The organism is Anaerobacillus sp. 1_MG-2023 (assembly GCF_030547345.1).
Lineage (GTDB): Bacteria > Bacillota > Bacilli > Bacillales > Guptibacillaceae > Guptibacillus > Guptibacillus hwajinpoensis_B.
The window spans coordinates 76,092-99,646 of sequence record NZ_JAUORD010000008.1 but is presented as its reverse complement, the minus strand read 5'-3'; the positions used below and the strand labels follow the sequence as shown (position 1 = coordinate 99,646).

Below are 23,555 nucleotides of genomic sequence, written 5' to 3'. Positions count from 1 at the left end.
AACAAAAAGGCTATGTTAGCTTATACTGTTGATTCCCGATTTTTGGCTCATTTATATAGCCTAAAAAAATAGCGCTGGCATAAGCCAGCGCTATTGTTGAGACACTCTTTGCATTTTAGAATAAATCGACATATAGGTATTCGATTCCTCCACTTTACCCATCTCACGATAAACCTTCGTCAACCACTGAACAGGGGTTGGGTCCGTTGGATGCAGCTCCATCTCCCAATCGAAACAAGTAATTGCTTCCTCATATTGTTTAAGTTTATGGTAGAGCTTACCTAGCTGAAACTGCTTATCTGGATCATCTTGAATATCCGCCATTGTTTGTAGCGTTGATAGGATAGAGAGATCTTGGTTTTTCTCGAATAAAGGCTTCACCCAGCTATAGACGTATCCTAAACCAAATTCATGCAGCATCCTAGGGATGAGTGCTTGAAGTAAACCATCTAGATAAGGACGATTTTCTTTACGTTCCAAACAGCTTTGAAGGGAAGGATAATCAAAGGTTTTGAAATTTGTAGTCTCATCTTGAAACGCACTTAGAAGAAGGTCATATTCACTTTGGGTGATTTCACCTTTTCGTTCTGTCATTAATTGAATGGCTTCACTTGTTTTATTTAAATACATTAGAGCTTGAAAAGCATTGTTTCTTAGAGTTTTATGGTGAGGTGCTTCTGCATACATCAATGATAGCAGACGGGCTCGCTCAGATTCAGAGAGCGTAACATCGATGAGAGATAGTGGGTCCAGATCATCCTCTTCAGGTGATTGGAGATAGAGGTAAAGGCGTAAAGCGGATCGTTCAATAACACGTTTTTCCTTACGAAGAATTGATTCAAGGTAGGCTTGATGTGCTTCAAGGTCATCATAGGCCTGAATTTCTGCAAAAAGCGGATCCACTTCTTTAAGACCATCATGATCTCCTTCATAGAAGCTTCTAACTTTTTGATATTCTAATTTCCGCGATAGTTCAATCGCCCATTTATTTGTTGGATCGAAATAAAGCATTACAGCTAAAATTTGAAACGCCATCCGTAACTGGCCATTTCTGCGGTAGTCATAAAAATGCTTTCGCATTAATTTAATAATGGTTTCGGTTGAGAGAAAAGAGTCAAAATAAGAAAAGATAAAGGATGTTTCTTGAGGGGTGTACCGTTTCTGTACAGATTGAAAGACTTGCTTTGTAGATTTAAGATGAAGTGTTCGATCAGCTAGAAAGTGATCAATAAGCGGGTGAGGTGCTTGGAGTACGATCCCTTTCTGGAAAGCTTTCTCAATAAGAGAGCCATTTTTAACTTCTGCCGTTTTTCCAGTAATGAAATCATCTTTATAAAAGAAAAGGTAGAAGTTACTTCCATCTGTCTTCTTAGCTTCTACAATCTTCATTCTTTGATGAATTACGAGTCGCTCAACACGTAATTGGACTTGTCGTTGATTCGAGATAACAGTAACACGTTGTGGTTGCTCGATCATTAAAATCCCTCCCGGGCAGAGCTGATTTTTAATACTTCCATCTTTATTTTACCACTCCATTCATCAGGAAGAAAGTGATCATTCTTGAGCCTGCAGAAGCTGCTCATATAAACGAATCGTTGAACCTCCTTTAGGCAACTTAAAGATGAAGCTAAAATTCATTTGTTGAGACATTTTCTCCATATGCCTATCGCTCCTTTTACCATTCCGATACAAGTTTCATTAGCTCTGAATCTATAGGATGCTTTACCTGCTCCTTCTTTACCTGAACATTTTTTGAGCCAGTAATTGCAATAACTGGACACTCTACTTCCTTTAAATAATCGCGCACGTCAAACTTCTCATGTTCACGATTCCATTTGGCATTTATTTTTTGACCATTGTATCGTATGGTTGGCGCATCAGTTCTTTTAATTTTTCGGGTCATTTTATCTAGCTTTTTATCTGCTTTAATGAATCGAAGCAATCCCCCCTGGAAGCCACTTAGCGTTTGCATATCTTCTTTCATTTGACTTCTTTGCCAAGTTGTCGTTTCTGCAAGCGGCTCAGCTGAGGGAGATAATAGAATCATTCCTTGCACAGTGGTCCTAGTGTGGACGACAGGTGACACAAGACAGCCCTCACTATGCGCTAGAAGATAAATTCGCTCTTCATCAATACTTTCATGTGATTTAGCGAAATTCACAACGTCTACAGCATCATCAATTAGATCATAGTACCCTGTTTGATAATAATCTCCTTTACTTTCACCAATTCCCCTCTTGTCATACCGAAGAGTGGCGTACCCTTCTCCTGTCAAAAAAGTAGCGAATTCCTTAAACGCATTTATTTTTAGCCTTTTGGCATTCTCATCACGATTACGGGATACTTATCTTATGAATCGGGAGGAAGAGTAAGGGGTGCGCTTAAATCATATCCATTCTTAATCAAAATATCGATCTCTCTCATGCTCATCGCTCCATATCTCTGATTAAGTTAGAATTCACTTTTCATTTTCCTCAAGGGTTTTTCTATATTATATCGAATATCAAAAATAGAGGAGAATAAATAAGATGGTTTATTTTACAATGTGAGGTTATCTTACATCAAGTATCCTTTTCAACCAATACTACCTGTATAATAAACAATTGTGTTGCTGTGTCTAACATTATTTATTTTCTGAAAATACGATTAATTTTCCATTTTTATTAAAACACTAATAAAGTAAGTTAGATTCAGTTGAATTAAGGGAAGTGTGATCATATCTTACATTCTTCTTTCCTAAATTATATATAGAAGGGGCCTACATATGGATATTTTAAAAACTATTGTTGATGCTGGTAATGAGCTTATTTGGTCAAATATTCTAATCGTCATTCTAATTGGTGTCGGACTTTATTTTACAATTCGTTCTCGATTTGTTCAATTTCGCTTATTCGGTGAGATGTTCCATGTTCTTTCTGAAAAGGACACAATGAAAGGAAGAAAGAACTCTGTTTCAAGTTTACAAGCTTTCTTCATTAGTACGGCTTCACGTGTTGGAACCGGGAACCTTGCCGGCGTTGCCTCAGCAGTTAGTATCGGTGGTCCCGGTGCTGTATTTTGGATGTGGGTTATTGCCCTACTCGGTGCAGCAAGTGGATTTGTTGAAAGCACACTAGCTCAAATTTACAAAGTGCGCGATGGAGACGATTTCCGTGGTGGACCTGCTTACTATATGCAACGTGCACTAAATGCTAGGTGGCTAGGCATTATCTTCGCCGTCTTAATTACATTCAGCTTTGGTCTTGTATTTAACTCTGTACAATCCAATACGATTGCACTTGCTTTCGAAAATTCATTTGATGTGAATCGCTGGGTATTAGGTGCAATTTTAACTGTTGCAACGGCGATCATTATTTTCGGTGGCGTTCGTCGAATTGCTGTTGTTTCTCAAATCATTGTACCAATTATGGCAGGGATTTATATCATTGTTGCTGGTTTTGTTTTAATCGTTAATTTCACTGAAATTCCAACCATGATCGCTCTTATTTTCCAACATGCTTTTGGTTTAAAAGAAGTGACAGGAGGCGGTGTTGGTGCCGCAATGCTTCTAGGAATCAAACGTGGTCTTTTCTCTAACGAAGCTGGTATGGGTAGTGCTCCCAATGCTGCTGCAACTGCAGACGTATCACACCCAGTAAAACAGGGACTTATTCAGGCGCTTGGTGTGTTCGTGGATACTCTACTGATCGCTACAGCAACAGCATTTATGATTCTAATGTCAGATGGCTATGTTGATTCAAAGCTAGATGGTGTACAGCTTACTCAGGAAGCAATGAATCAGCACTTAGGAAGTGGCGCAGGTATATTCGTAGCAGTTGCCGTTCTCCTCTTTGCTTTTAGTTCAATTATTGGTAACTATTACTACGGTGAAACAAATATCGAATTTATTAAATCAAGCAAAACTGCTCTTTTTGTTTACAGACTTGCCGTTCTTGCCATGGTTATGTTCGGTGCTAAAGCCGGATTCGGTATCGTTTGGGGCATGGCCGACCTTTCCATGGGTCTTATGGCACTCTTGAACTTAATCGTCATCTCCATTATTGGTAAAGTGGCGTTTGTAGCATTGAAAGACTATCGCGATCAGCGAAAAGCAGGTCAAGATCCTCAATTCTACGCCGATACGATAAAAGGCTTGAAATCAGATATTTGGACAGATAAGCCTGTAAAAGACAAATCAAACTAATGTACTATTTTCTGCCCCTTGAAGCAAAATGCCGTTTGGCATCAGCCTTCAGGGGGTATTTTCATCACTAGATAAAAGTAAGAGAAAGGAGCGTTTTTGCAATGAGTGATCGCAAAGGACTAAGTGATAAAGTGAAAGGCGCTGTTTCTAAAACTAAAGGTGAAGTAAAAGATCAAATTGGTAATGCAAAGAATGATCAACACCTTCAAGAAGAAGGCAAACGTGATAAATCGAAAGGTGAATATCAGGAACGAACTGGTAATCTCAAGGATAAAAACTAAACAAAACTCAATTATAAATAAAAGGAGAGCGGGAACCCGCTCTCCTTTTATTTATGAACTTTTAGCATTATTACCGATTTGCTTCATATTATCTTGAAGTTCAAGAATTCGCTTCGTACCTTCATCTCGCATACGTTTATTCTCATCCTCAATGGCTCTCGTTTCTTCCATACCTTTAACGATTGTATTCCAAGATTCTTCGATCGTCTCAATCTTAACACTCGGTCTACCAGATAATTTAGCTATCTCAACGCTTTGATTCGAGATGTTCTGCGCATTGTTTTTTAACATTTCGTTTGTACGACGGTCCAGCTCGTTCATTGAATCAGCAACAAGCTTCTGACGCTTTGCGGTAACAGCTTGAATAACACCGTTCTTAAAAACAGGAATGGTAATAATAAAGGCTGAATTGATCTTACCTATTAGCTTTGTGTTTCCGCGCTGCAACAGGCGAATTTGTGGAGCTGTTTGAATTGCAACCATTCTCGCCATCTCAAGATCGTAGATGCGCTCCTCCAACGTCTGAATAGCATTATTCAAAGTATCTAGCTCCATTTGCGCCATTTGGTCGCCAGCACTAACTTTTTGTTGGATCGCAGGGACCTTATCTTGAAGTTCTTCTAACTTTATTTGACCTGCAACGACGTACTTCTCAAGTTCTACATAATAGTTCAGGTTATGTTGGTACATTTCATCCAACGTCCCAGTAGAACGAGACATTTCATCTTTGTACTTGGAGATTTCAACGTGTACCTTCTCAATTTCTCCACCGAGCGTCTGATATTTACCAAAAATCTTTTCTACCATATCATTGCTTTTTTTGAAAAACTTAGATAGAAAGCCTGTTTTCGGCTCTTCAAAATCTTTTTTATCAAAACGATCCATGATTTTCCCAAGTTGTTTCAGCATCTCACCTGAGTCCGTGACGCTAGTTGTACGCATCATAGATAAGATTTTATCTGAGAACTTCGAAATCTCTACTGCTGGTTCTTTACCAAATTCGAGTAATGCCATTTGGTCTTTTACATCAATTTCACCGGCAAGCTTTTGAACTTCTTGCTCTTCGCGAAGTTTTAAACGTACATCTTCAGCCTTCGCTTCTGTAATCTCTTCATTCTTATCGAGCGTAGTTAGGCCTGTCTCATTCGTCATGAACGATCACTCCCTGATTATAATTTAATCGATTTAAATAGCTTACGAAATACAGAAGGTTCTTTAAAATCCTGTCGAAATGCCATTTCCTCTAACCAATGCGTGTCAAACTGATTCGAATCGAGGTAGCGCTCAATACATTGATGACCAGGAGGATTATATAGAATGATATCAATACCGAACTCATTTAGCAGGTGTAACACTGCTGCATCTGATCGTGATAATGTGCCGTTCATTTCTGTATTATATAGCACTACTTTCGGCACTTCCTGAGAATAATCAAACGTTTGCATTAAATGAACAAACTCCTCAGGGATTTTTGTAGTTTGAGAGAATAAATAAAGCTTAATATCTTCTTCCGTTTCATTACCTTCCGGAAGCAGCTTCGGATTTGCACACATTCTTGAGATAGCTTGTCCAATCGCTTTCTGCGTCTCATTAGGAAGGTGTTTATACTGCCACCAATTACCCTGCATCATCAATTCAGGATCTAACATTCCTTCCCGATTCATCGTATGCTGGTAGTGAAATTTCTGATTCGCTCTCGTCTCTTGTGTGAAAGGAAACTGACGAATCATCGTAGTCGATTTCGCTTCACTTATATCTTGAAGTCGGTTCCAGTATTCCTTTTTATTCTCAGATACTCCCATAATTTTAGCAAATAAAGAGGGGATATGGACCGTGCCACCCTCTACTTTAAAATTGGGTCTAATAAATGCTTTTTCCTTTGCAATCAGAAATAATTCATCATAAGTCGTTTTTAGAGTAACAGACTTAGGGGAATAATTTCGTAACTGCCAAGGCTTAAAAAGTTGCGATCCTTCATGATGAAGCACCGTATCCATTTCCTTTGTTGCTCGATAAGCAACCGTAGAGCGTCTCTCTGGTTTTTCAATCGGAAATGGTTCAATTGCGACGGTAGTAGGTAATTTCCTTTTCTCCATCAATTCCCCATCGGGATCGAGTTCGTCAAACGAATCAACTCCTTCAGGATGAAAATAAAGGACATCGCATCCAATCTGAACAAGATAAAGTAAAAAGTATTGTTGACTTGTTGAAGCTTCACCGTACCATACAATACCGGGCATCTTTATTTCAAACTCCACATCCTCTAACCATGGATCAAGATGATTCCAAGTCCATTTCATTAAATCAACAAGTACTCTGCGAAATTCCGGGTGACTAAATCCACCATTATGCTGTTTCTCAAACAGTTCAAGAATGGAAATTAATGATTTTCGCAAATGACGATGTAAGGCAGGATTTTTGTGTGAAGGAATCAGTTTAGCACCTTCCAAAAAGGCTACGAATCGATTCGCAGAAAGTCCGTTTTCTTTTTGGTTAATAGAATGAATCGATTGAATAGCCTGAAGTCGTTCAGGGCTTATCACCTTATTTAATTCTTCACTTAATACGTGAAAATAGTTAGAATTCGATAGTTCGTGCAGCTGAAGAAAATATTCGTTCTCATCATAATAGCTCCCCAAAAATCTCCCCACGATTTGCGTTATAAGTAATTCGTTCCCGTTCTCATAAGGAGTTCGTTCAGGAAACGGATTGAATAATAGTTCATTTAAATTCTCATCATCAAGTGGTGCTTTCTTGATAAGAATTTGATCATAGTGACTCATGATGTTCTCCCCGCTTTCTCATTCCTTTCCGGAGGATGGTCAGTTCCGATCAAGCCTCCCTACATTCATAATTTTATTATACTTTTACAAGTAAGAAGTAACCTTATTTATTTCTAGCCATTCTTTCAACAATATAACATCTTCTATCTTTCAGAATAACATACTATTTCTTCCATACTTAACTCTTTTGTTCTACTGATTCTTGTTTTAAAGATAAGTCAACGACAATGGAGTCTAGAATTTCTTCTGAGGCCTTCATTCCATGTGCTGTCGTTTTGGGAAGATCGGGATAACTTTCGAGAACTTCACCATGTGCAGGTACATAACTACAATCACCATGAAAAACAAGTTCATAATCTAGAAGGGAGTCTCCTGCTGTATACACGTAAGATAATCCAATTTCTTTCTTCAAATAGTCGACGGCTTTCCATTTGTTCACCGGATTTGGAACAAAATAAAGCTTCCTCCCCTGAAGACTAGGTTGCCATCCCTGCTCACGTGACCACTCAAATAATTGATAGAGTTCTTCGGACGTTACATGATCTCGTTTAATAATTAGGTAAACAAAAAGGTAGTCTGCATGACGAATTCGCTCAACCCAGTTTCCTGTGATAAGGTTCTCCAGTTGCCGAACAAAGGCATCAAGCGACAAGCACTCTTCTAACGAAGCATTGATTCGATTCGACCAGTCACTCAATACTTTTCCGTTCTTTAAAATTCGACCGCCGTTACTTGTTATGGCGTATTCTGGTTGAATCGTTGTTTGAAAAAATGTGATACGACGGTATTGTTCAACTGTTCTTGTTGTAACAGGGATAAAATAAATCTCTTTATTTACCTTCTGTAATAACTCACTAGCATAGTTGGAAATATATGAAATTTCCTTTCCATCAAGTGTTTCAATTAATTCATAGTTTTGCTGGGTATCTTGCTCGATCATTCTACTAGAATAAATTAACGTGCGATCTAAGTCGCTAGCAAATGCTCTCATGAGTCTTTCTCCATAGGCTTAATCAGTCCGCAGCATGAATAAGACATGTTTGCGTACTCTTCAATTGGAACACCACGGTCTCTTGCTAAAATAAGAATATGTTCTAAGTTCATTTCCGCATCTGGATGCACAAGAATTTTCCATGGAACACGCCGTAACAATACTCTCGTTGTTTCTCCAACACCAGGTTTGATGAGGTTACTGTTTGCTATACCATAATCCCTCTGGATGTTTTCGATCGATTCAAGTCCTTTCCACTTGGGCTTGCGATCTTCCTTTGAGATATCTTGCAATCCATCTTCAACCTCTGTAGCGATCAAAGGATACTGTGTACAAATAGTATCGACGAATAAGTTGGAGACATCTTCTGCAGCAAGCTCCGAGTAGTATTTACCTCCGTGGAAATCTCCCTCATGAATCCAATTATTATTAAGCACAGTACGACTGACAAGCCCTGAAACGGTTGAATTTAAACAAGCACTTGGAATCAAAAAATCTTCACGAGTTCCAAAAAGAGAAGAACAGTCACCTGGGTCTGCTAAAACGGCTAATTCGCTTGATAAATTCTTGCCAGTACTAGCATTAAATTCTGCTACTGACTTTGTTAATTCCTTTGTAATCGCACCTTTTCCAGTCCACCCGTCAATAAACGTAATAGACGAATCAGGATGCTGATTTAAAATAAATTGAAGAGCATTCTCATCAATGCCTCTGTCCCTAATAATAGAAATGCTGTAATGGGGAAGTTCTCGATCATACTTATAAGAAAGGTAACGCTTGATTAATACACCTATTGGCGTGCCTGCTCTAGCAAGCGAAACAAGTACTGTTTGAAAGCCTCTTTCCGCCACAAGCTGTTCAGCAACAATCCCTACTGCTACAGCCACTTTGTGCTTCGCCTCTTCGAGTGAAGTATAGAACAATTTCATATATTCATCTGTCGGCTTATACTCAATAGGAAGCATCTCAGAATAGTGTGTACCTTTCTGAATTGCCTGTTCTCTCTCCATCGTACTTTTTTCCATTGTGATGTCTGATAAATCTTTTAGAAGGAAAGTTACATCTTGATCAGGATAACTTCCCATTTTGGTAGTCTGTACAGTCAATTTGTTCATCCCTCTCTTCAAGAACACGTTACAATATAAATCGTTTTTATATCCCGTTCTTCTAATATTGCTATTATTTCTTTAAGGTCAGCATCTGGGACACTTTTTTCAAAAAAGAGAAAAGCTTGCTCATATTCACCTTTAAGAATGTTGTAGAGGTAATGCTGAATTTGTTGATCTTCTGGATTCTGAAATGTGAATCCATTTGATATCGCATATCCTTCAATATCTACCGGCTGTATTGGACTTCTTGTCGTGGAATGATAATAAACCTCACCATTTAGATAAGAGGCGATTTTCATTGGGATATACATAAACTCCCCAGTGCCAAGACATAGAGTCTTCCCTTCGACTGATTCTTTCTTTAAGAGATTCGATGCTTTCTGACATGAATCCTCTATCTTCGCCTTATCCGCTCCATTAATTCCAAACCTACCGCTATAAGTTAAATAGTCATTTTCATTAAGTGAATCGAAACAAGATGATAAATCAATGCGATTAATCTCGGCTGCATCACTAAGATATCGACTTGATTGAAAGTCATGAATCGGATGCTCAAGAGGCTTTCCTTCGAATTTAATAGTTCCTTTAAGCAAAGAAAGAACGCTAATTGTAATCCCGAGTTCGATTTCTAATGCTTTATATTGTTCCATATGTTCATCAGATCGCCAGTCTAATAGAGAAAGTACAGCATATTGTTTGCGAGGATAGTTGGCGTGGAGTTCCCTGATAATGTTTAGACAAGTCTTCCCAGTTGTTATTTCATCATCTACTAATACAACAGGATTAGACTTCATTAGAATAGACCGATCTGCATAACACCGTTGATCCACAGCATGAGAATGCTCTTCTTCAAAGTTGAATTCTGGATCTAAATCACTTACGTTTTCTCTTGTTGTATGAATATAGTATCCTTCTTGAAAGCTATCAAATACAGCATGTCCGAGTGCTGTAGCCGTTTCAGCAAATCCAATTACTATTGGTGGTCCCTCAAGATGGAGAGGATTGTTTAGCAATCGCTCGTACGATTTCTTAACTTCTTCCAGATCGTCGCTTAAAAACCCATCTCTTACTTCTGATAAATAATCGATTGACTCCCCTGTCACGCTCTCATAATAAGTGATTGCTAAAAGTCCTGAGGCAAGTAGCGATTTATGAGGATGAACCGGAATATGCTTGCCAAGCATTTTACTAACAAACAAAAAACCTCTTTTTTTATTAATTCTAGCTGCCATTTGAAAGAATTCCTCAACCGGTATGTTCAATTTATTTTGAGTAACCTCTAAGTTAACGCTCATATCCGACAGGATCTGAAAATGGTACTGTTTCGGTAAGCATTTTGATGAAATTGTACTTGTCATGATACACCCCGTATATATTCGATTTCGTAATGATCTTCATCGCCCACTTATAATGCGGTTTAATCTCATTCATCTTATTATGTGATTCGCTTTTCAGCACGCCTACATCCCCACTTACGTGATCCAAAATGCTAAGTGCATCAAGATATTCTTCTTTCGATACAATATTTACACACTGTACGACTTTCATATGAGTAGGGTGGATGACAGTTTTACCAATTAGCCCATTCGTCAAATCAAGCAGCGTCTCGTTCAACAGTCCTGTGTTATAGTCCAGTATGGTTTCATTCGCATGGGCACTTACTTCTCTTCTGCTATTAAAATACTCCCATACAGGACCCGAGATAACAAAGGTTCTACCAAAATAATTGACGACATCAGATATAAAGTCTCTCATTATCGATATATCGTATATTGTTGATTGGGCACTGCGGCGGATTCCATAAAGTCCACATAGATCAGTTGCTCCTATACGGACGTTAAGAATAGAGGATTCGTATTCTTTTAATAGCAAAGAAAGACGTTGGAATTCTGTATAGCGTGATTCCTTATAGAAAAGCTCTGGCGACTCTAAAATCGGCATGCCATATAGAAGAGCACCTGCCGTTCGTTCTACTTTTTTGAGAGTATGTAAATACTCTCTACCATTCTTAGAGGAAAATTTAGGGAAAACAAACCCTGTCAAATAGTGAATAGTAGCACCTAATTTATTTGCCACTTCGTTTAATTGCTCAGCTGACCGGACACGAATGAACAGTAGGGGAAGTGTCTCCCAACGCAACTGACGATCGTTCATAGCCTGCGCAATAGAGGAAAAGTGTTCTACCGTCTGATCGATCGCCTCATCCACACAGTTGTCCCCAATGGCATCTTCAAGATCAAGCACAATCGTAGTCAATTCTTGGTACTTGCCTTGGATCACGATTTCAGCAATATCTTTTCGAATCGCAGGCATATACAAAGCCGCCCCAACCGCATATGATAGCTGTTCACGATCTATATGTTTATTAATAGGGGTTGGTTTTTTATAGAAAATTTGCTCCTTTTGCATTTCTGATAGATATTTAAAATATTCCAGCGTCTTCACCTCCTAATTCCTGATCATTAGGTTATATTAGCTTCTATTTTTACTAAATTGAAAGTTTCATTGTATAAAAAAGAAGGAGAGCACCAGCGTCTCCTCCTCTTTATATTATTCGTTCTCTTTTGCTGATGCTGTTTCTTCAGCGTATGGTCGATTTTTATTGTTAATGTAGTGAACAACAAACGTTCCAAGGAAGGCAAGCACGATAATACCAAAGAAAGCAACGTGCGGTATTTCAATATGAAAGACGCTTAAGAACATCTTCACTGAGATGATTGCAATTAATACAAACGCTGTATTTTCCATTTCAGGAACTCTTTCAATCAACTTCAGAAATACACCCGCTACTGTTCTCATAAGAAGAATACCAATCATACCTCCGAGTAACAGCACCCATACTTGTTCTGAAATCGCTAATGCAGCTAAAATACTATCAGCAGAAAACGCAATATCCATTAATTCTACTGAAATAACAGTTGCCCAAAATAGACCAAAGGTTCGAACAAGCCAGGTATCCTTTTTCATACCCTCCGTACCTTCTTCTTCACCTTTACTTCTAAAGTGTTGAATTACAATCCACGCAAGGTAGGCGGCACCAAATACTTTGATCCACCAAAATTTAATAAGATACATACCAATACCAATAAATAAGAATCGGAAGAAATATGCCCCTATTAACCCATAGGTTAGCGCTTTTCTACGTTTTTCTGGTGGAAGGTGTTTAACCATAACAGCAAGTACTAGTGCGTTATCAGCTGATAGTAGCCCTTCTAAAAGCACCAGCGTACCGATAAGTCCCCATGAAACAGGGTCAGTTAAAACTTCTCCCCACATTTCCCAATCAAAGAAAGAGGCATATGTGTTTAGAATTTCTTGTAAGATTTCCACTTGATGTTTCCTCCTAATGTCAACTAGCTAAGCCTTAAACCTCAAGGCCATAATTTTTACAAAGAGATGCAAGTCCACCTGAGAATCCGCTACCTATTGCATTGAATTTCCATTCGTTACCGTGTCGATATAGTTCACAAACGACGACGGCTGTTTCAATTGAAAAATCTTCGCCAAGATCAAATCGCAATAGCTCTTCTCCAGAAGATTCATCCGCAAGACGAACAAATGCGTTTGATACTTGTCCAAAGTTCTGGTGACGCGCTTCAGCATCATGTATCGTGACGGTGATCCCAATTTTATCAACATGCGCAGGAATTTTTGAGAAGTCGACGATCAGCTGTTCATCATCTCCATCACCTTCACCTGTTCGGTTATCACCTGTATGAATGACTGATTTACTTGGATGCTCTAAGTTGTTATAAAAAATAAAATCCAGATCGTCCTGACACCGATTATTTGCATCAACTAAAAATGCCGATGCATCTAGATCAAAGTCAGAGCCTCCCTGGTATTTGTTCGTGTCCCAACCAAGCCCTATAAGTCCTTTAACGAGTCCTGGATTTGTCTTTGTTAAATCAATTCTCTGTCCTTTAGATAGTTGAATTCCCAATGTGATCCCCCAATTCGCGTTTATATTGGAATGGCAAGAGGGAGGCATCCCTCTTGCCAAAAAAGAAGAGTTTATCCGACTTGTAAACCAAAATCAGTTGCGATTCTAGCAAGTCCTCCCTGATAACCAGATCCTACTGCAGAGAATTTCCATTCGCCGTTATGACGGTAAAGTTCTCCAACAATAATCGCTGTTTCAATCGAGAAATCTTCTCCAAGATCATAACGAATGAGCTCTTCATTTGAATCTTCATTTAGGATGCGTACAAATGCATTAGATACTTGTCCGAAATTCTGATTACGCGCTTCAGCATCATGTATCGTAATGACGAAAGAAATTTTCTCAATTTCAGCTGGAACATCATGAAGATGAACTTTTACTTGTTCGTCATCTCCTTCTCCTTCACCAGTACGGTTATCGCCTGTATGAACAACCGAACCGCCGCCACCTTCTGTTTGATTATAGAAAACAAAATCTTTATCAGAAGAACACTTACCAGTGCTGTCTAATAGGAAGATACTTGCGTCAAGGTCAAAGTCATTTCCGCCATCGTATTTATTTGTGTCCCATCCAAGTCCTACAATAACCTTTGATAGACCTGGATTTGTTTTTGTTAAATCTACTTTTTGTCCTTTAGATAATGATACAGCCATGCTCGTCAACCCCTTTAGAATTTTAGTAGTTTAATATTTTTTTGCAATGTCGCTTAAGCCAGCATCGTTCGTTCCATTACCAATCGCGGCAAATTTCCATTCACTGCCGTGGCGATAGATTTCTGCTACAAAGAGACTTGTCTTACCAGAATAGTTATCTGTGAGATTAAATTTGATCATTTCTTCTTGATTCGACTGGTTTACTACGCGAATAAACGCATTTTGAATCATACCAAAATCCTGTTTGCGTTTCACAGCATCATAGATGTTTACTACAAAAACAAGTTTTGTGATACGCTGTGGCACCTTACCGAGATCAACCATAATTTGCTCGTCATCACCGTCTCCAGCACCAGTCAGGTTGTCACCAGTATGATTGATACTTCCGCATGCGCTTTTTAAGTTACCGAAGTAAATTAAATCTTTTTTAGAAGTTAATTTGTCGTCCTCAAGCATAAGGAGAGAAGCATCACAGTCGACGTTAGCGCCACCGCTTCCGCCTCCAAAAAGACCGCCTAGAAGACCACTTTTCTTTTGCTCAACTGGATCCCAACCAAGGCCAACCATAATTTTCGATAAGCCGGCATTTCCTTTTGTTAAGTCAATTCGTTGACCTTTCTGCAAAGAAATTGTCAAATCGTTTCACTCCTGTTAGTAGATTTAAGTTAAATATGAGATGGTGCGTGTTAAGTTTAATAGTTAACTGCCTATTCTGTAATACGTGCCTAGATTCAGAAAGTTTCATGTTTCAACAAAAAAATTGTTTTTAACTAGAAAAATTGATTCTTTCTATTTAAAACTAACATATTTTCAGCTAAAATGAATCCTTTAACCATTGAGCAACGATGATAATATGAAAGAATTTTGTCGATTCTGTTAACATAGGGAACTAGCTACTTACTGAATAACTCCTTTATCTTTTGCTTCCTTCAACCAATCTGGAAATTCACCTAGAAGATTATTGTACAACACTTCATCACTTGTCCGGTCAATATCTTCTATATGGAAGAAGTTGGCGTTATCAATGAACCGTCCCGTCATTGTGTCCAACTTCTCTAATACATCGAAGTTTGAATCTCCTATACCAATAAACTGCCAAAAAAGAGGTTGGTCTGAAGATTCGACAATCGCTTTCTTAATTCCACGTTTACAGCCTCCATCATTAATAAACACAATGAACACCGGTTCTTTCGATGGATCTTCTTCGACGTATTTACTAATGACATCTTCCATAACGAGAGGTTCATCATTTCGACCAAATTTATGAACGAGATCGTTCGAAAGAATTTGACGATCCACGTATCCTTCGAAATCAAATTCTGTTACTGGCTTTAATCGACTAAACTCATTATCGTATACCCATACATCTAGTGAACCATCATCATCGAATTGACTTGCGACTGCAAGAACACGCTCGACGACTTTTTGAACGACACCTTCTTTGTATAAATTCCGCATTGAACCGCTAATATCAAGGACAAGACCTACTCTAGCTACAACTTGATCTAAATTCTTTTTCTTTAAAACAATACCAGCGTTTTTCTTCATTAATGTAATACTCATCAGAGTACCTCCCTTAAATTAAGAAAGAACAACTTCTTTTTCTATATGGCTAGCGCGAATACCCATTTCTGGATTTAAATTAAGGAACGGATTACCACCATTTTGCAACAGTTTAATCGCTTCGTACGGGATGTTTACACCCGATAAGCAGCTAATATTCAATCCCCCAGCCATCCTTGGGTTAATTTCAAGAAGCTTTGGAATTCCATTGCTGAACTTAACTTGAATATTTGAGATGTAATCAATGTTATATTCCTTATGAATAGCTCGTGCAATCTCTAGTAACTCTTCATTGTTCTCAAGTTCTCTTACTCTTCCCTCAACTTTCTTACGAGGGATAGCAAGATGCAGCTCTCCATCATACGCAAGACAATCGATACTATACTCATAACCATCTAAGTACTCTAAGACCATTAAGTCTTGGAACGAATCTTTCTGACTTAAAATAGAGCAAGCATGCTCAATTGAAATTCTTCTAGATCCCCCACCCGTAAAAAGTTCTTCAATCGTTTCCTGCCCCTCACTAATAACCCGAAAGCCATTGGCGCCTTCACCTATCACAGGTTTAAAACAGACAGTATGTCCTTTTTTACGAAGATGATGATAAGCTTTTTTGAATTCTTCTACATTGGTAACAACTGCGTAATCTGGAATAGGAACGAGCGATGTTTTTTTCTCTGCTTCCTTTGTAAGAATGGATTGGCACATAGCCGCTTTATTATCCATAAGAGCCATTAATTCAGCGTCACATACGAGAACTTTTACACCGATGCTGTGGAATTTCGAAAGGTTTTTCGAGATGAGGACATTTTCTTTACGAGGTATGAACAAATCGATTTTCTTTTCAGCACAAACTTGTAAACAATACGCTACGTACGCATCGCCACTAATATCAGGTTCAACAAAAGAATGATCGCAATACTGTAAATACAAAGCATCTTCGTTCGGGTGTGAACCATACACTTCAAATTCTGCTCCATCTTCGTTTTGTCGAATTAACTCTATGTAATGTGCCACAGTAGTAAACCATCTATTAAACCAAATTTTTGTCATGTTTGACTCCTTCTTTGCTGTGAAAGTTGTTTCTCGATTCAGCTAATATAGTTAGCTTAACATGAATACTTATCTCGAGATTTCACCCTCCCCGTTTATCATTTCATTCCAAACTTAAACATTCGACAGGTTTCAAAATTCTCCTCTATCTAGTAAAAAATAAAGTGCGAACCTTAATAGGTCCACACTCTATTCTTAATTAAACGTTTATTTAATTTGTTCTAATAGTTGATAAGCTTCTTTCGTTGTTTGAACTGTTAGAAGCTTTTCTCTAAATTGATCATCCATTAATTGTCGTGAAAGCATTTGGAGAATCTTTAAGTGAGCATCCCCTTCGCTCTCTTTAGGGACAGCAATCATAAAGATTAATCGAGCTTCTGTGCCATCTAAACTGTTCCAATCAATTCCTTCTTGTTTCAATCCAAAGACCACGCTTGGCTTACGTACAGCGGAAGATTTTCCATGTGGAATCGCGATATTCATTCCGATGCCAGTTGAACTTTCATTCTCACGGCTAAGGATTGCTTCTCTAAATTCCTTCCTTGAATTAAGAACGCCATCTTCTTCTAATTTCGCAATCATCTCATCGATCACAGCATCTCGATTTGCCCCTTTTAAATCAATATCGATAAGTCTTTCATTTGTAATATCTGTAAGCTTTGAAATCTCCTCGGTAGTAGATTGAGTCGCTCCCATACTTTGAACAGGCTCCTCCTCCACTAGTTCTTCACTACTGATTTCCATCCCAACTCCAGCTACCTCTACAACGGCATCTTTTTTCAAAAGGTTAACGAGAATAGCTGTTACGAATGCCCCTACAATAACCGCTATGAAAAACATCAATACGTTATCAACTGCTCCTAAGACGGCTACGATCGGCCCACCATGAGCAACGCGATCTCCCACATTACCTATCATCGCTATAACGGATCCCGTAATTGACCCTGCCATAATACTCGGAATCACTCGAATCGGATCCTGAGCAGCAAACGGAATGGCTCCCTCCGTAATACCGAATAATCCCATAGTAAAAGATGCTTTACCAGTTTCTCTCTCAGCTTCTTCATATTTTTTCTTCTTAAGAAATGTTGCCAGTCCCATCCCGATTGGAGGGATACAGATAGCGGCCGCGATAGGCCCCATAATTTCATAATTTCCTTCTCCAATCATTGCAGCTCCGAATAAGAAAGCAACTTTATTAACAGGTCCTCCCATATCAAAGGAGATCATCGCTCCAAGGATGACCGCAAGAAGAATCGAACTTGTTCCTTGCATACCTGCTAACCAGTTCGTTAATGATTCAAATACTTGCGCAACTGGCGCACCTACAATATAAACGAATACTAATCCCACAATGAGCGATGCAAAAACAGGTATAATAATAATCGGCATGATTGGTTGTACTGCCTTAGGTACTTTCATTCGCTTAATAGCAAGTGCTACATAACCCGCTAAAAAACCAGCGATCATACCACCAATGAAACCAGCTCCAGCCTCGCTTCCATAAAAACTTCCGTTAGCAGCAATGTAACCACCAATGACACCAGGCGCAAGTCCAGGTCTGTCAGCAATACTATAGGCAATAAAACCTGCAAGGATAGGGATCATGAATGTGAACGATGCTCCCCCTAATTGTTCAATCGTTTTCCAAAATGAATCTTCAGGAATAACAAGACCACTCTCTGTCGGCTTTCCTCCTATGGTTAAGGCAATTGCAATTAATAATCCTCCTACAACGATAAAAGGAATCATGTAAGATACACCATTCATAAGGTGGCGATAAATGGGATTTTGCTTATCCTTCTTTTCCTTCTTAAACTCATTAGCTGCTTTACCGTCTGAATGAAAAACAGGCACCTCTCCATTTTGGTGCTTGTTAATTAACTGCTCCGGCCTACGTATCCCATCTTGAACCCCAACTATGAGAACTTTTTTACCGATAAAACGTCCTTTCTCAACCGTTTTATCTGCCGCAATAATAATGCCATCGGCTTCCTCGATGTCTCTCTCAGAAAACTCATTCTCTACTCCAATTGATCCTTGAGTTTCAACTTTCATTTCAACACCTAACTTATCGGCTGCTTTTTGAAGATTTTCAGCTGCCATATAAGTGTGCGCAATTCCATTTGGACACGATGTAATCGCTAACAGTTTCATTTCTTATTCCCCCTCTTCAATCGTAATCGCTTACATAAATAGTAACGTAAGATTAGATAGAAAAAGGAGCTATATTTTACCGAAGCTTTCGGTAAAGTTGATTTTATTTCTCGATTGCATTCGTTTCCAAACAATTAATAAAAGCATTTGCACTTGTTTGTTCTGTTAACTTTTTTAAGAAAAGAGGTTGCTCACTAATTGAAGAAATCTCCCTGAATAATTCGCGAGTAACTCCGTCCCCTTGATTTCCAAGGGCTAATAAAAATACTAAATTAACTCGTTCTTCGCCCCATTCAATCGGCTCTTTCAAGACAGCCACTGCTATACCTGGTGTATGTATAAAGTTAGGGTTACCATGTGGAATCGCGATACCAGAACCAATTGCGGTAGAAGATGTTCGTTCTCTTATAAGAGCTTGATGCACGTATTCCTTTTCTACAAATCCCTTCTCATACAATGCATTCGAGAGAACTTCAATTACTTTATATCGATGATTTCCATCGTGCTGAACGAACACAAGATCCGACTGAAGGTAATTAGAAAATACGGCATTCCGCCTTTCTTCGCGGTTCGCTTGATCCATTTCTCCTAAAAAGGATTCTAACTTACTTTCCTCCTCAGTATTAAGTAGTGGTGAAATGACAATATGCGGTATAGACTGAGGCTCCATCTCGACTGTAGAAATGATAAAATCCACCTGATGTTGAGTAAGAAAATCATGTAAAGCCGTACGTCCGATACAGTTTAAAATTATTAAAGAAGAGAATTTCCGTTCAAGCTTTGTTTGTAGCAACTGAGACATTCCAACACCTAAATGACAAACAATCACCACACTCTTCTTTTCTCCACGATTTGATTGTAATCGCTCAACCGCGGCTTCAAAATGAAGGGTTAAATAAGCTATTTCATCTTCTGGAATCGATAATTTCCACTTATCCTGCATTCCTACTGTTATTTGGATTAATAAATCAAACAAGTAGGGATACATCCTCTTAATTTCTTGAAGCATGGGATTAGACACAGACAGCCCATACTGTATGCGGTTTAGAGCAGCATACAGATGCACGCGAAGGCCTTCCATAAGGTTAGCGTCAGCATTAAAAGACAGATTCGTCATTTCAGTCATTTCATTGATTAACGCTAATCCAATTCTCTCCACCTCTGGCTCTCGTATGATCGAAACACCAGTACGTTTAGCCCCTATCAAATGAAGGGCAAGGTAAGCAACTTCACCTACCGGGAAATGGGCGACGAAGACGATGCCCAGCTTTTTAAGAAGTGATTTTGACCACTCATACTCTTCATACTCTTTAATTTGTTTTTCTTCCTTATCCGTAACTTGAATCGATTGACGCAGTTTTGTTCTTTTAATAATAAAAAGGGTATGATAAAGAAGATTTTCGAAAGATTCATCGGTATACGTAATCGAGTGCTCGTTTTGCAGATTTCTTAATTCCTTCTCAACAAGCTCTATTTCATATAACGTGAACTGCTTCTTCAAGAACGGACGAATAAGTGCCTCATTTTGTACAAGCTTACCTAGATTAACAAGAGCGCTTCGACGCAACCGCTCTTTTCCTTCGATCATTACTCCTACTTTTTGTCTTGAATGTAATGTTAAATTCATTGTCTTTAACCACTGATTGATTTGTTCAAGATCTTTCTTAAGAACAGAGCGAGTAATAAAGTGACTGGTGGAAAGGTTTTGTAATGTCATCGGTCCTTTAGCTGTTAATAGCTTATATGCAAGTTCAAGCAACCTTTCACTTTGGGACAACTCGTCAGCATGGCTACTTTCATACGAAAACTTCTGATAAAGCCAATCACGTTCTTCATTCTCTATTACTAGTTGAATTCCAAGTCCTGTTTTACGAATCAGTGATCCACCTGTTTCTTTTCTTATATAAGGTTGTATGACATCAAGATCATTCCTTATCGTTTTATCTGAGCAACTCAGACGCACAGACAAATCTTTAACAAGGGAAAATTCTCCACTTGTCTCCAAAAGAATACACATTAACTTTTTTTGTCTTTCATTCATGTTCTCACCTACTTTAGATGGTCGACTTAGTACCTATAAGAATTATAGCAAAAGAAAAGTAAGAGGAGAAAATCACTACAATAAAGAACCCTCCATACACATTAGTATATAAAGGGTTCTATAATCACTCTTATTCTTTTATAAAATCGGACATCGAATGAACTTTTATTCCCTCCGCAATCCCTTTTGTAAAACCTTGATCTTTTGATCGAGTTAGAAATTCAATTCTTTTTTGCTCTCCAGGTATGAGATCAAAGTAATTATCCGTAAAGATTCCTTCCAAATCACTTGTTACATATACCTGCTTAGCAAGTGTATTTGTTTCCAAAGTGTAGTGCTTCCCTGAAGATGTGGAAACCTCTTCTATTTTTAAATTAGGTTTACAAAGTGAAAGGTTTTTCACTGATGTAAAATAATGATATTTTGCATCTATGATTTCACCTTCTAATTCAAGTTCAGCTTTGAACACTATGTTATTAGGGTCACGATTCTCAATTACTTCTTCAGTCTCTAATGTAACAAACTTAGTTGCAGAGTTGCTTTTTAATGCGAATGACTCATTCCATTCACGAAGCAACGTTCCATCGAAAGTCGACAAACTCATGCGAATCGAACCGTTCATGTCACTTAATATATCTGAAATAATATGAATATCTATTTTGGTGCGATTAGTACCATCTATTGAGAGCGTTATATCCCGGAAACTTCGCTTCACATAATATTGAAGAGCTTTCCATCTACCGTAATAATCCATGCTTGACCATGATGCCACTGGCCAGCAATCATTCATTTGCCAGTACAGAGTTCCCATACAGTAAGGTTTCTTTCTTCGGTGAGCTTCAATTGCTGTCTTGATTCCTTCTGCTTGAAGAACATGACTCATATAAAGAAATGAGGGGAAATCTTTAGGCTCTGGGAGATAGGTCTCCATGTATTCTTTGATTAAATAATTTCCTCGCCCATTTTTCTGATGGTGCAGCATGACCTTAGAATCGAGAGCCATATCTCCTTCTCCAGCGTATGATTCTACAGTCTTCAGTTCCGGAAACGATTGAAAACCGTATTCACTCATAAAACGACCAACATGGTGATTATACTCTTCGAAAGGCTTTAAACCATGCCAGACATCCCAATAATGAATATCTCCACTAGTAGATGTATTACTAGTATGCTGACGACTATCACCTGTCCAATCACTCATCGGTGAAGATGGCCAGTAGTAGACACCTGGCATATGGTTCTCTACCGCTTCAGGTAGAATGGTATGAAAAACATCTTCATACGCTTGCCAGATTTCATCCTGGATCGGTTTAGAATACTGCTGTTTCCATCCCCAACCACCATCTTCATCATAGGCAGACCAGGCAGTATCGATCTCGTTATTCCCACACCAGAGTGCGATACTCGGATGATTGCGAAGTCGCTTCACGTTTTCTATCGCTTCAGCTTTCACATTCTTTAGAAATGCTTCATCACCCGGGTACATGCTGCAAGCAAACATGAAATCCTGCCAGACAAGAATGCCATATTCATTGCATAGCTCATAAAACGCATCGTATTCGTAAATACCTCCGCCCCAGATCCGAAGCATATTCATATTACTTTCAACTACACTTTGGATTTCATGTCGGTATCGTTCAAGCGTAACTTCAGTTACAAAACTATCATTCGGAATATGGTTTGCACCTTTCGCAAATACCGGAACACCATTTAACTCGATATAGAATGTTTTTCCTTCATCGTCTTTTTCTCTAATCACCTTAATCGATCGTAAACCAGTTCGCGTTGTTTTCCCAGCAACAAGAGATCCGTCTTTTCTAATTTCAGCTATGAACTCATACATATTCTGATCGCCAAGTCCCCGTGACCACCATAGCTTCGGATCCTGAACTTTCATATCTAAACTTACTTCATTCATGCCACGCTTTAATTGTACGGTTTGAATCAGCTCGATTTCTTCAGTTTGAATTCTTAGTTCTCGTTCTCCTTCTTCCTCAGCCTCAATCTCTACAAGAGCAGTCAAATTAGCCTCTGAAGCGGTTACATTTTTCTGAAGAATCGACAAGTCTTCTATTCTAGCTTCAGACCATCCGCGAAGATGAACGTCCTTCCAGATTCCGCTTGTAACAAAGCGAGGACCCCAATCCCATCCATAGTGATACGGCGCTTTTCTAGCAAACACACTTAAGTTCTTATCGCCCACATTGCCATCTTCAGAATGGTCATTAACTGCCGGGAAGTTATACCCCTGTTTTTCGAGCTTTTCAAGATCCGTTTGGATCGGAGATTTGAAATGAATCCGAAGTACGTTTCCCTTTTCTTTGACGAATGGCTTTACATTTGCTTTCCATGAACGAAACATATTGTCGGCAGATAGTAGATGTTCATCATTAAGAAAGACCTCCGCATAAGTATCCAGACCATCGAACACGATTTCGATCTGATTTTTATTCAGCAGTTCTGCAGGTACGTCGAAGGAAGCCTCATATTCCCAATCTTTTTTATCGATCCACTGCAGATCCAGTTCATTTTCACCGTAAAAAGGATCTGAAATAAGATTGTTCTTTAATAGATCGGTATGGACACATCCTGGAACTTTTGCTGGAAGCCATTCCTCTCCTTCAGTCTGTCTGAATTTCCAATCTGACAATACCGCCTTTTCTTCATTTACAGTTGAATGATGCGAAACTTTAATCATCAGAAACTCTCCCTTTTTTATATTTTTGATTCAATCATAATGACACCGAATAAAAATTCGAAACGAATGTTCAAAAAAAAGAGGACTTTATTATTGTCTC

19 protein-coding genes are annotated in these 23,555 nt (G+C 38.7%); 2 read left to right on the top strand and 17 right to left on the bottom strand.

The window, feature by feature from the left end; translation table 11 throughout:
• Positions 1-90: 90 nt before the first annotated feature.
• Positions 91-1,476 (bottom strand): tetratricopeptide repeat protein, encoded by a 1,386-nt coding sequence (locus Q4550_RS14430; protein ID WP_303533789.1) that lies wholly within the window; start codon positions 1,474-1,476, stop codon positions 91-93.
• Positions 1,477-1,675: 199 nt separating this feature from the next.
• Entirely contained in the window at positions 1,676-2,305 is a 630-nt protein-coding gene (locus Q4550_RS14425) for an alpha/beta hydrolase (protein WP_483298564.1), read from the bottom strand.
• A 459-nt stretch (positions 2,306-2,764) separates the two neighbouring features.
• Here Q4550_RS14425 and Q4550_RS14420 point away from each other — a divergent pair, with 459 nt between their 5' ends.
• Positions 2,765-4,183, top strand: a complete 1,419-nt coding sequence (locus Q4550_RS14420; RefSeq protein ID WP_303533786.1) for an alanine/glycine:cation symporter family protein — start codon at positions 2,765-2,767, stop codon at positions 4,181-4,183.
• Between the two features lie 101 nt (positions 4,184-4,284).
• A complete protein-coding gene (locus tag Q4550_RS14415) occupies positions 4,285-4,464 on the top strand; it encodes a CsbD family protein (protein ID WP_303533784.1) in 180 nt (59 codons plus the stop codon).
• A 51-nt stretch (positions 4,465-4,515) separates the two neighbouring features.
• On the opposite strand, the gene Q4550_RS14410 is transcribed toward Q4550_RS14415, so the two are convergent.
• The 15 genes from Q4550_RS14410 to Q4550_RS14340 all read right to left on the bottom strand — a co-directional run bounded on the left by Q4550_RS14410 (position 4,516) and on the right by Q4550_RS14340 (position 23,455).
• On the bottom strand, positions 4,516-5,616 hold the full coding sequence (locus Q4550_RS14410; protein WP_303533782.1) for a toxic anion resistance protein: 1,101 nt from the start codon (positions 5,614-5,616) through the stop codon (positions 4,516-4,518).
• Positions 5,617-5,633: 17 nt separating this feature from the next.
• Entirely contained in the window at positions 5,634-7,247 is a 1,614-nt protein-coding gene (locus tag Q4550_RS14405) for a YceG family protein (RefSeq protein ID WP_303533780.1), read from the bottom strand.
• Between the two features lie 178 nt (positions 7,248-7,425).
• The gene (locus Q4550_RS14400; protein WP_303533778.1) at positions 7,426-8,238 is read right to left on the bottom strand and encodes an HAD family hydrolase; all 813 of its coding nucleotides are present in this window, start codon (positions 8,236-8,238) and stop codon (positions 7,426-7,428) included.
• Entirely contained in the window at positions 8,235-9,353 is a 1,119-nt protein-coding gene (locus Q4550_RS14395; RefSeq protein WP_303533776.1) for a cysteine protease StiP family protein, read from the bottom strand. The genes Q4550_RS14400 and Q4550_RS14395 overlap by 4 nt, the downstream gene beginning before the upstream one ends.
• 8 nt (positions 9,354-9,361) lie before the next feature.
• The gene (locus Q4550_RS14390; RefSeq protein ID WP_303533774.1) at positions 9,362-10,705 is read right to left on the bottom strand and encodes a phosphoribosyltransferase family protein; all 1,344 of its coding nucleotides are present in this window, start codon (positions 10,703-10,705) and stop codon (positions 9,362-9,364) included.
• The gene (locus Q4550_RS14385) at positions 10,632-11,783 is read right to left on the bottom strand and encodes an HpcH/HpaI aldolase/citrate lyase family protein (RefSeq protein WP_303534011.1); all 1,152 of its coding nucleotides are present in this window, start codon (positions 11,781-11,783) and stop codon (positions 10,632-10,634) included. The genes Q4550_RS14390 and Q4550_RS14385 overlap by 74 nt, the downstream gene beginning before the upstream one ends.
• 114 nt (positions 11,784-11,897) lie before the next feature.
• Positions 11,898-12,623, bottom strand: a complete 726-nt coding sequence (locus Q4550_RS14380) for a TerC family protein (protein ID WP_306558473.1) — start codon at positions 12,621-12,623, stop codon at positions 11,898-11,900.
• 88 nt (positions 12,624-12,711) lie between these two features.
• A complete protein-coding gene (locus Q4550_RS14375) occupies positions 12,712-13,290 on the bottom strand; it encodes a TerD family protein (protein WP_194222366.1) in 579 nt (192 codons plus the stop codon).
• A gap of 71 nt (positions 13,291-13,361) precedes the next feature.
• Entirely contained in the window at positions 13,362-13,943 is a 582-nt protein-coding gene (locus Q4550_RS14370; RefSeq protein ID WP_194222367.1) for a TerD family protein, read from the bottom strand.
• 30 nt (positions 13,944-13,973) lie between these two features.
• Positions 13,974-14,579 (bottom strand): TerD family protein, encoded by a 606-nt coding sequence (locus tag Q4550_RS14365; RefSeq protein WP_303533769.1) that lies wholly within the window; start codon positions 14,577-14,579, stop codon positions 13,974-13,976.
• Positions 14,580-14,840: 261 nt separating this feature from the next.
• Positions 14,841-15,509: a vWA domain-containing protein gene (locus tag Q4550_RS14360; protein ID WP_303534009.1), complete on the bottom strand. Its 669-nt coding sequence runs from the start codon at positions 15,507-15,509 to the stop codon at positions 14,841-14,843.
• Positions 15,510-15,524: 15 nt separating this feature from the next.
• Entirely contained in the window at positions 15,525-16,559 is a 1,035-nt protein-coding gene (locus tag Q4550_RS14355) for an ATP-grasp domain-containing protein (protein WP_303533767.1), read from the bottom strand.
• A gap of 207 nt (positions 16,560-16,766) precedes the next feature.
• Positions 16,767-18,716 carry a PTS fructose transporter subunit IIABC gene (locus Q4550_RS14350; protein WP_303533766.1) on the bottom strand — a complete coding sequence of 650 codons (1,950 nt, stop codon included), beginning with the start codon at positions 18,714-18,716 and terminating at the stop codon, positions 16,767-16,769.
• Positions 18,717-18,819: 103 nt separating this feature from the next.
• Positions 18,820-20,757, bottom strand: a complete 1,938-nt coding sequence (locus Q4550_RS14345) for a BglG family transcription antiterminator (protein WP_303533765.1) — start codon at positions 20,755-20,757, stop codon at positions 18,820-18,822.
• Positions 20,758-20,887: 130 nt separating this feature from the next.
• Positions 20,888-23,455 (bottom strand): beta-mannosidase, encoded by a 2,568-nt coding sequence (locus Q4550_RS14340; RefSeq protein WP_303533763.1) that lies wholly within the window; start codon positions 23,453-23,455, stop codon positions 20,888-20,890.
• Positions 23,456-23,555 lie beyond the last annotated feature (100 nt).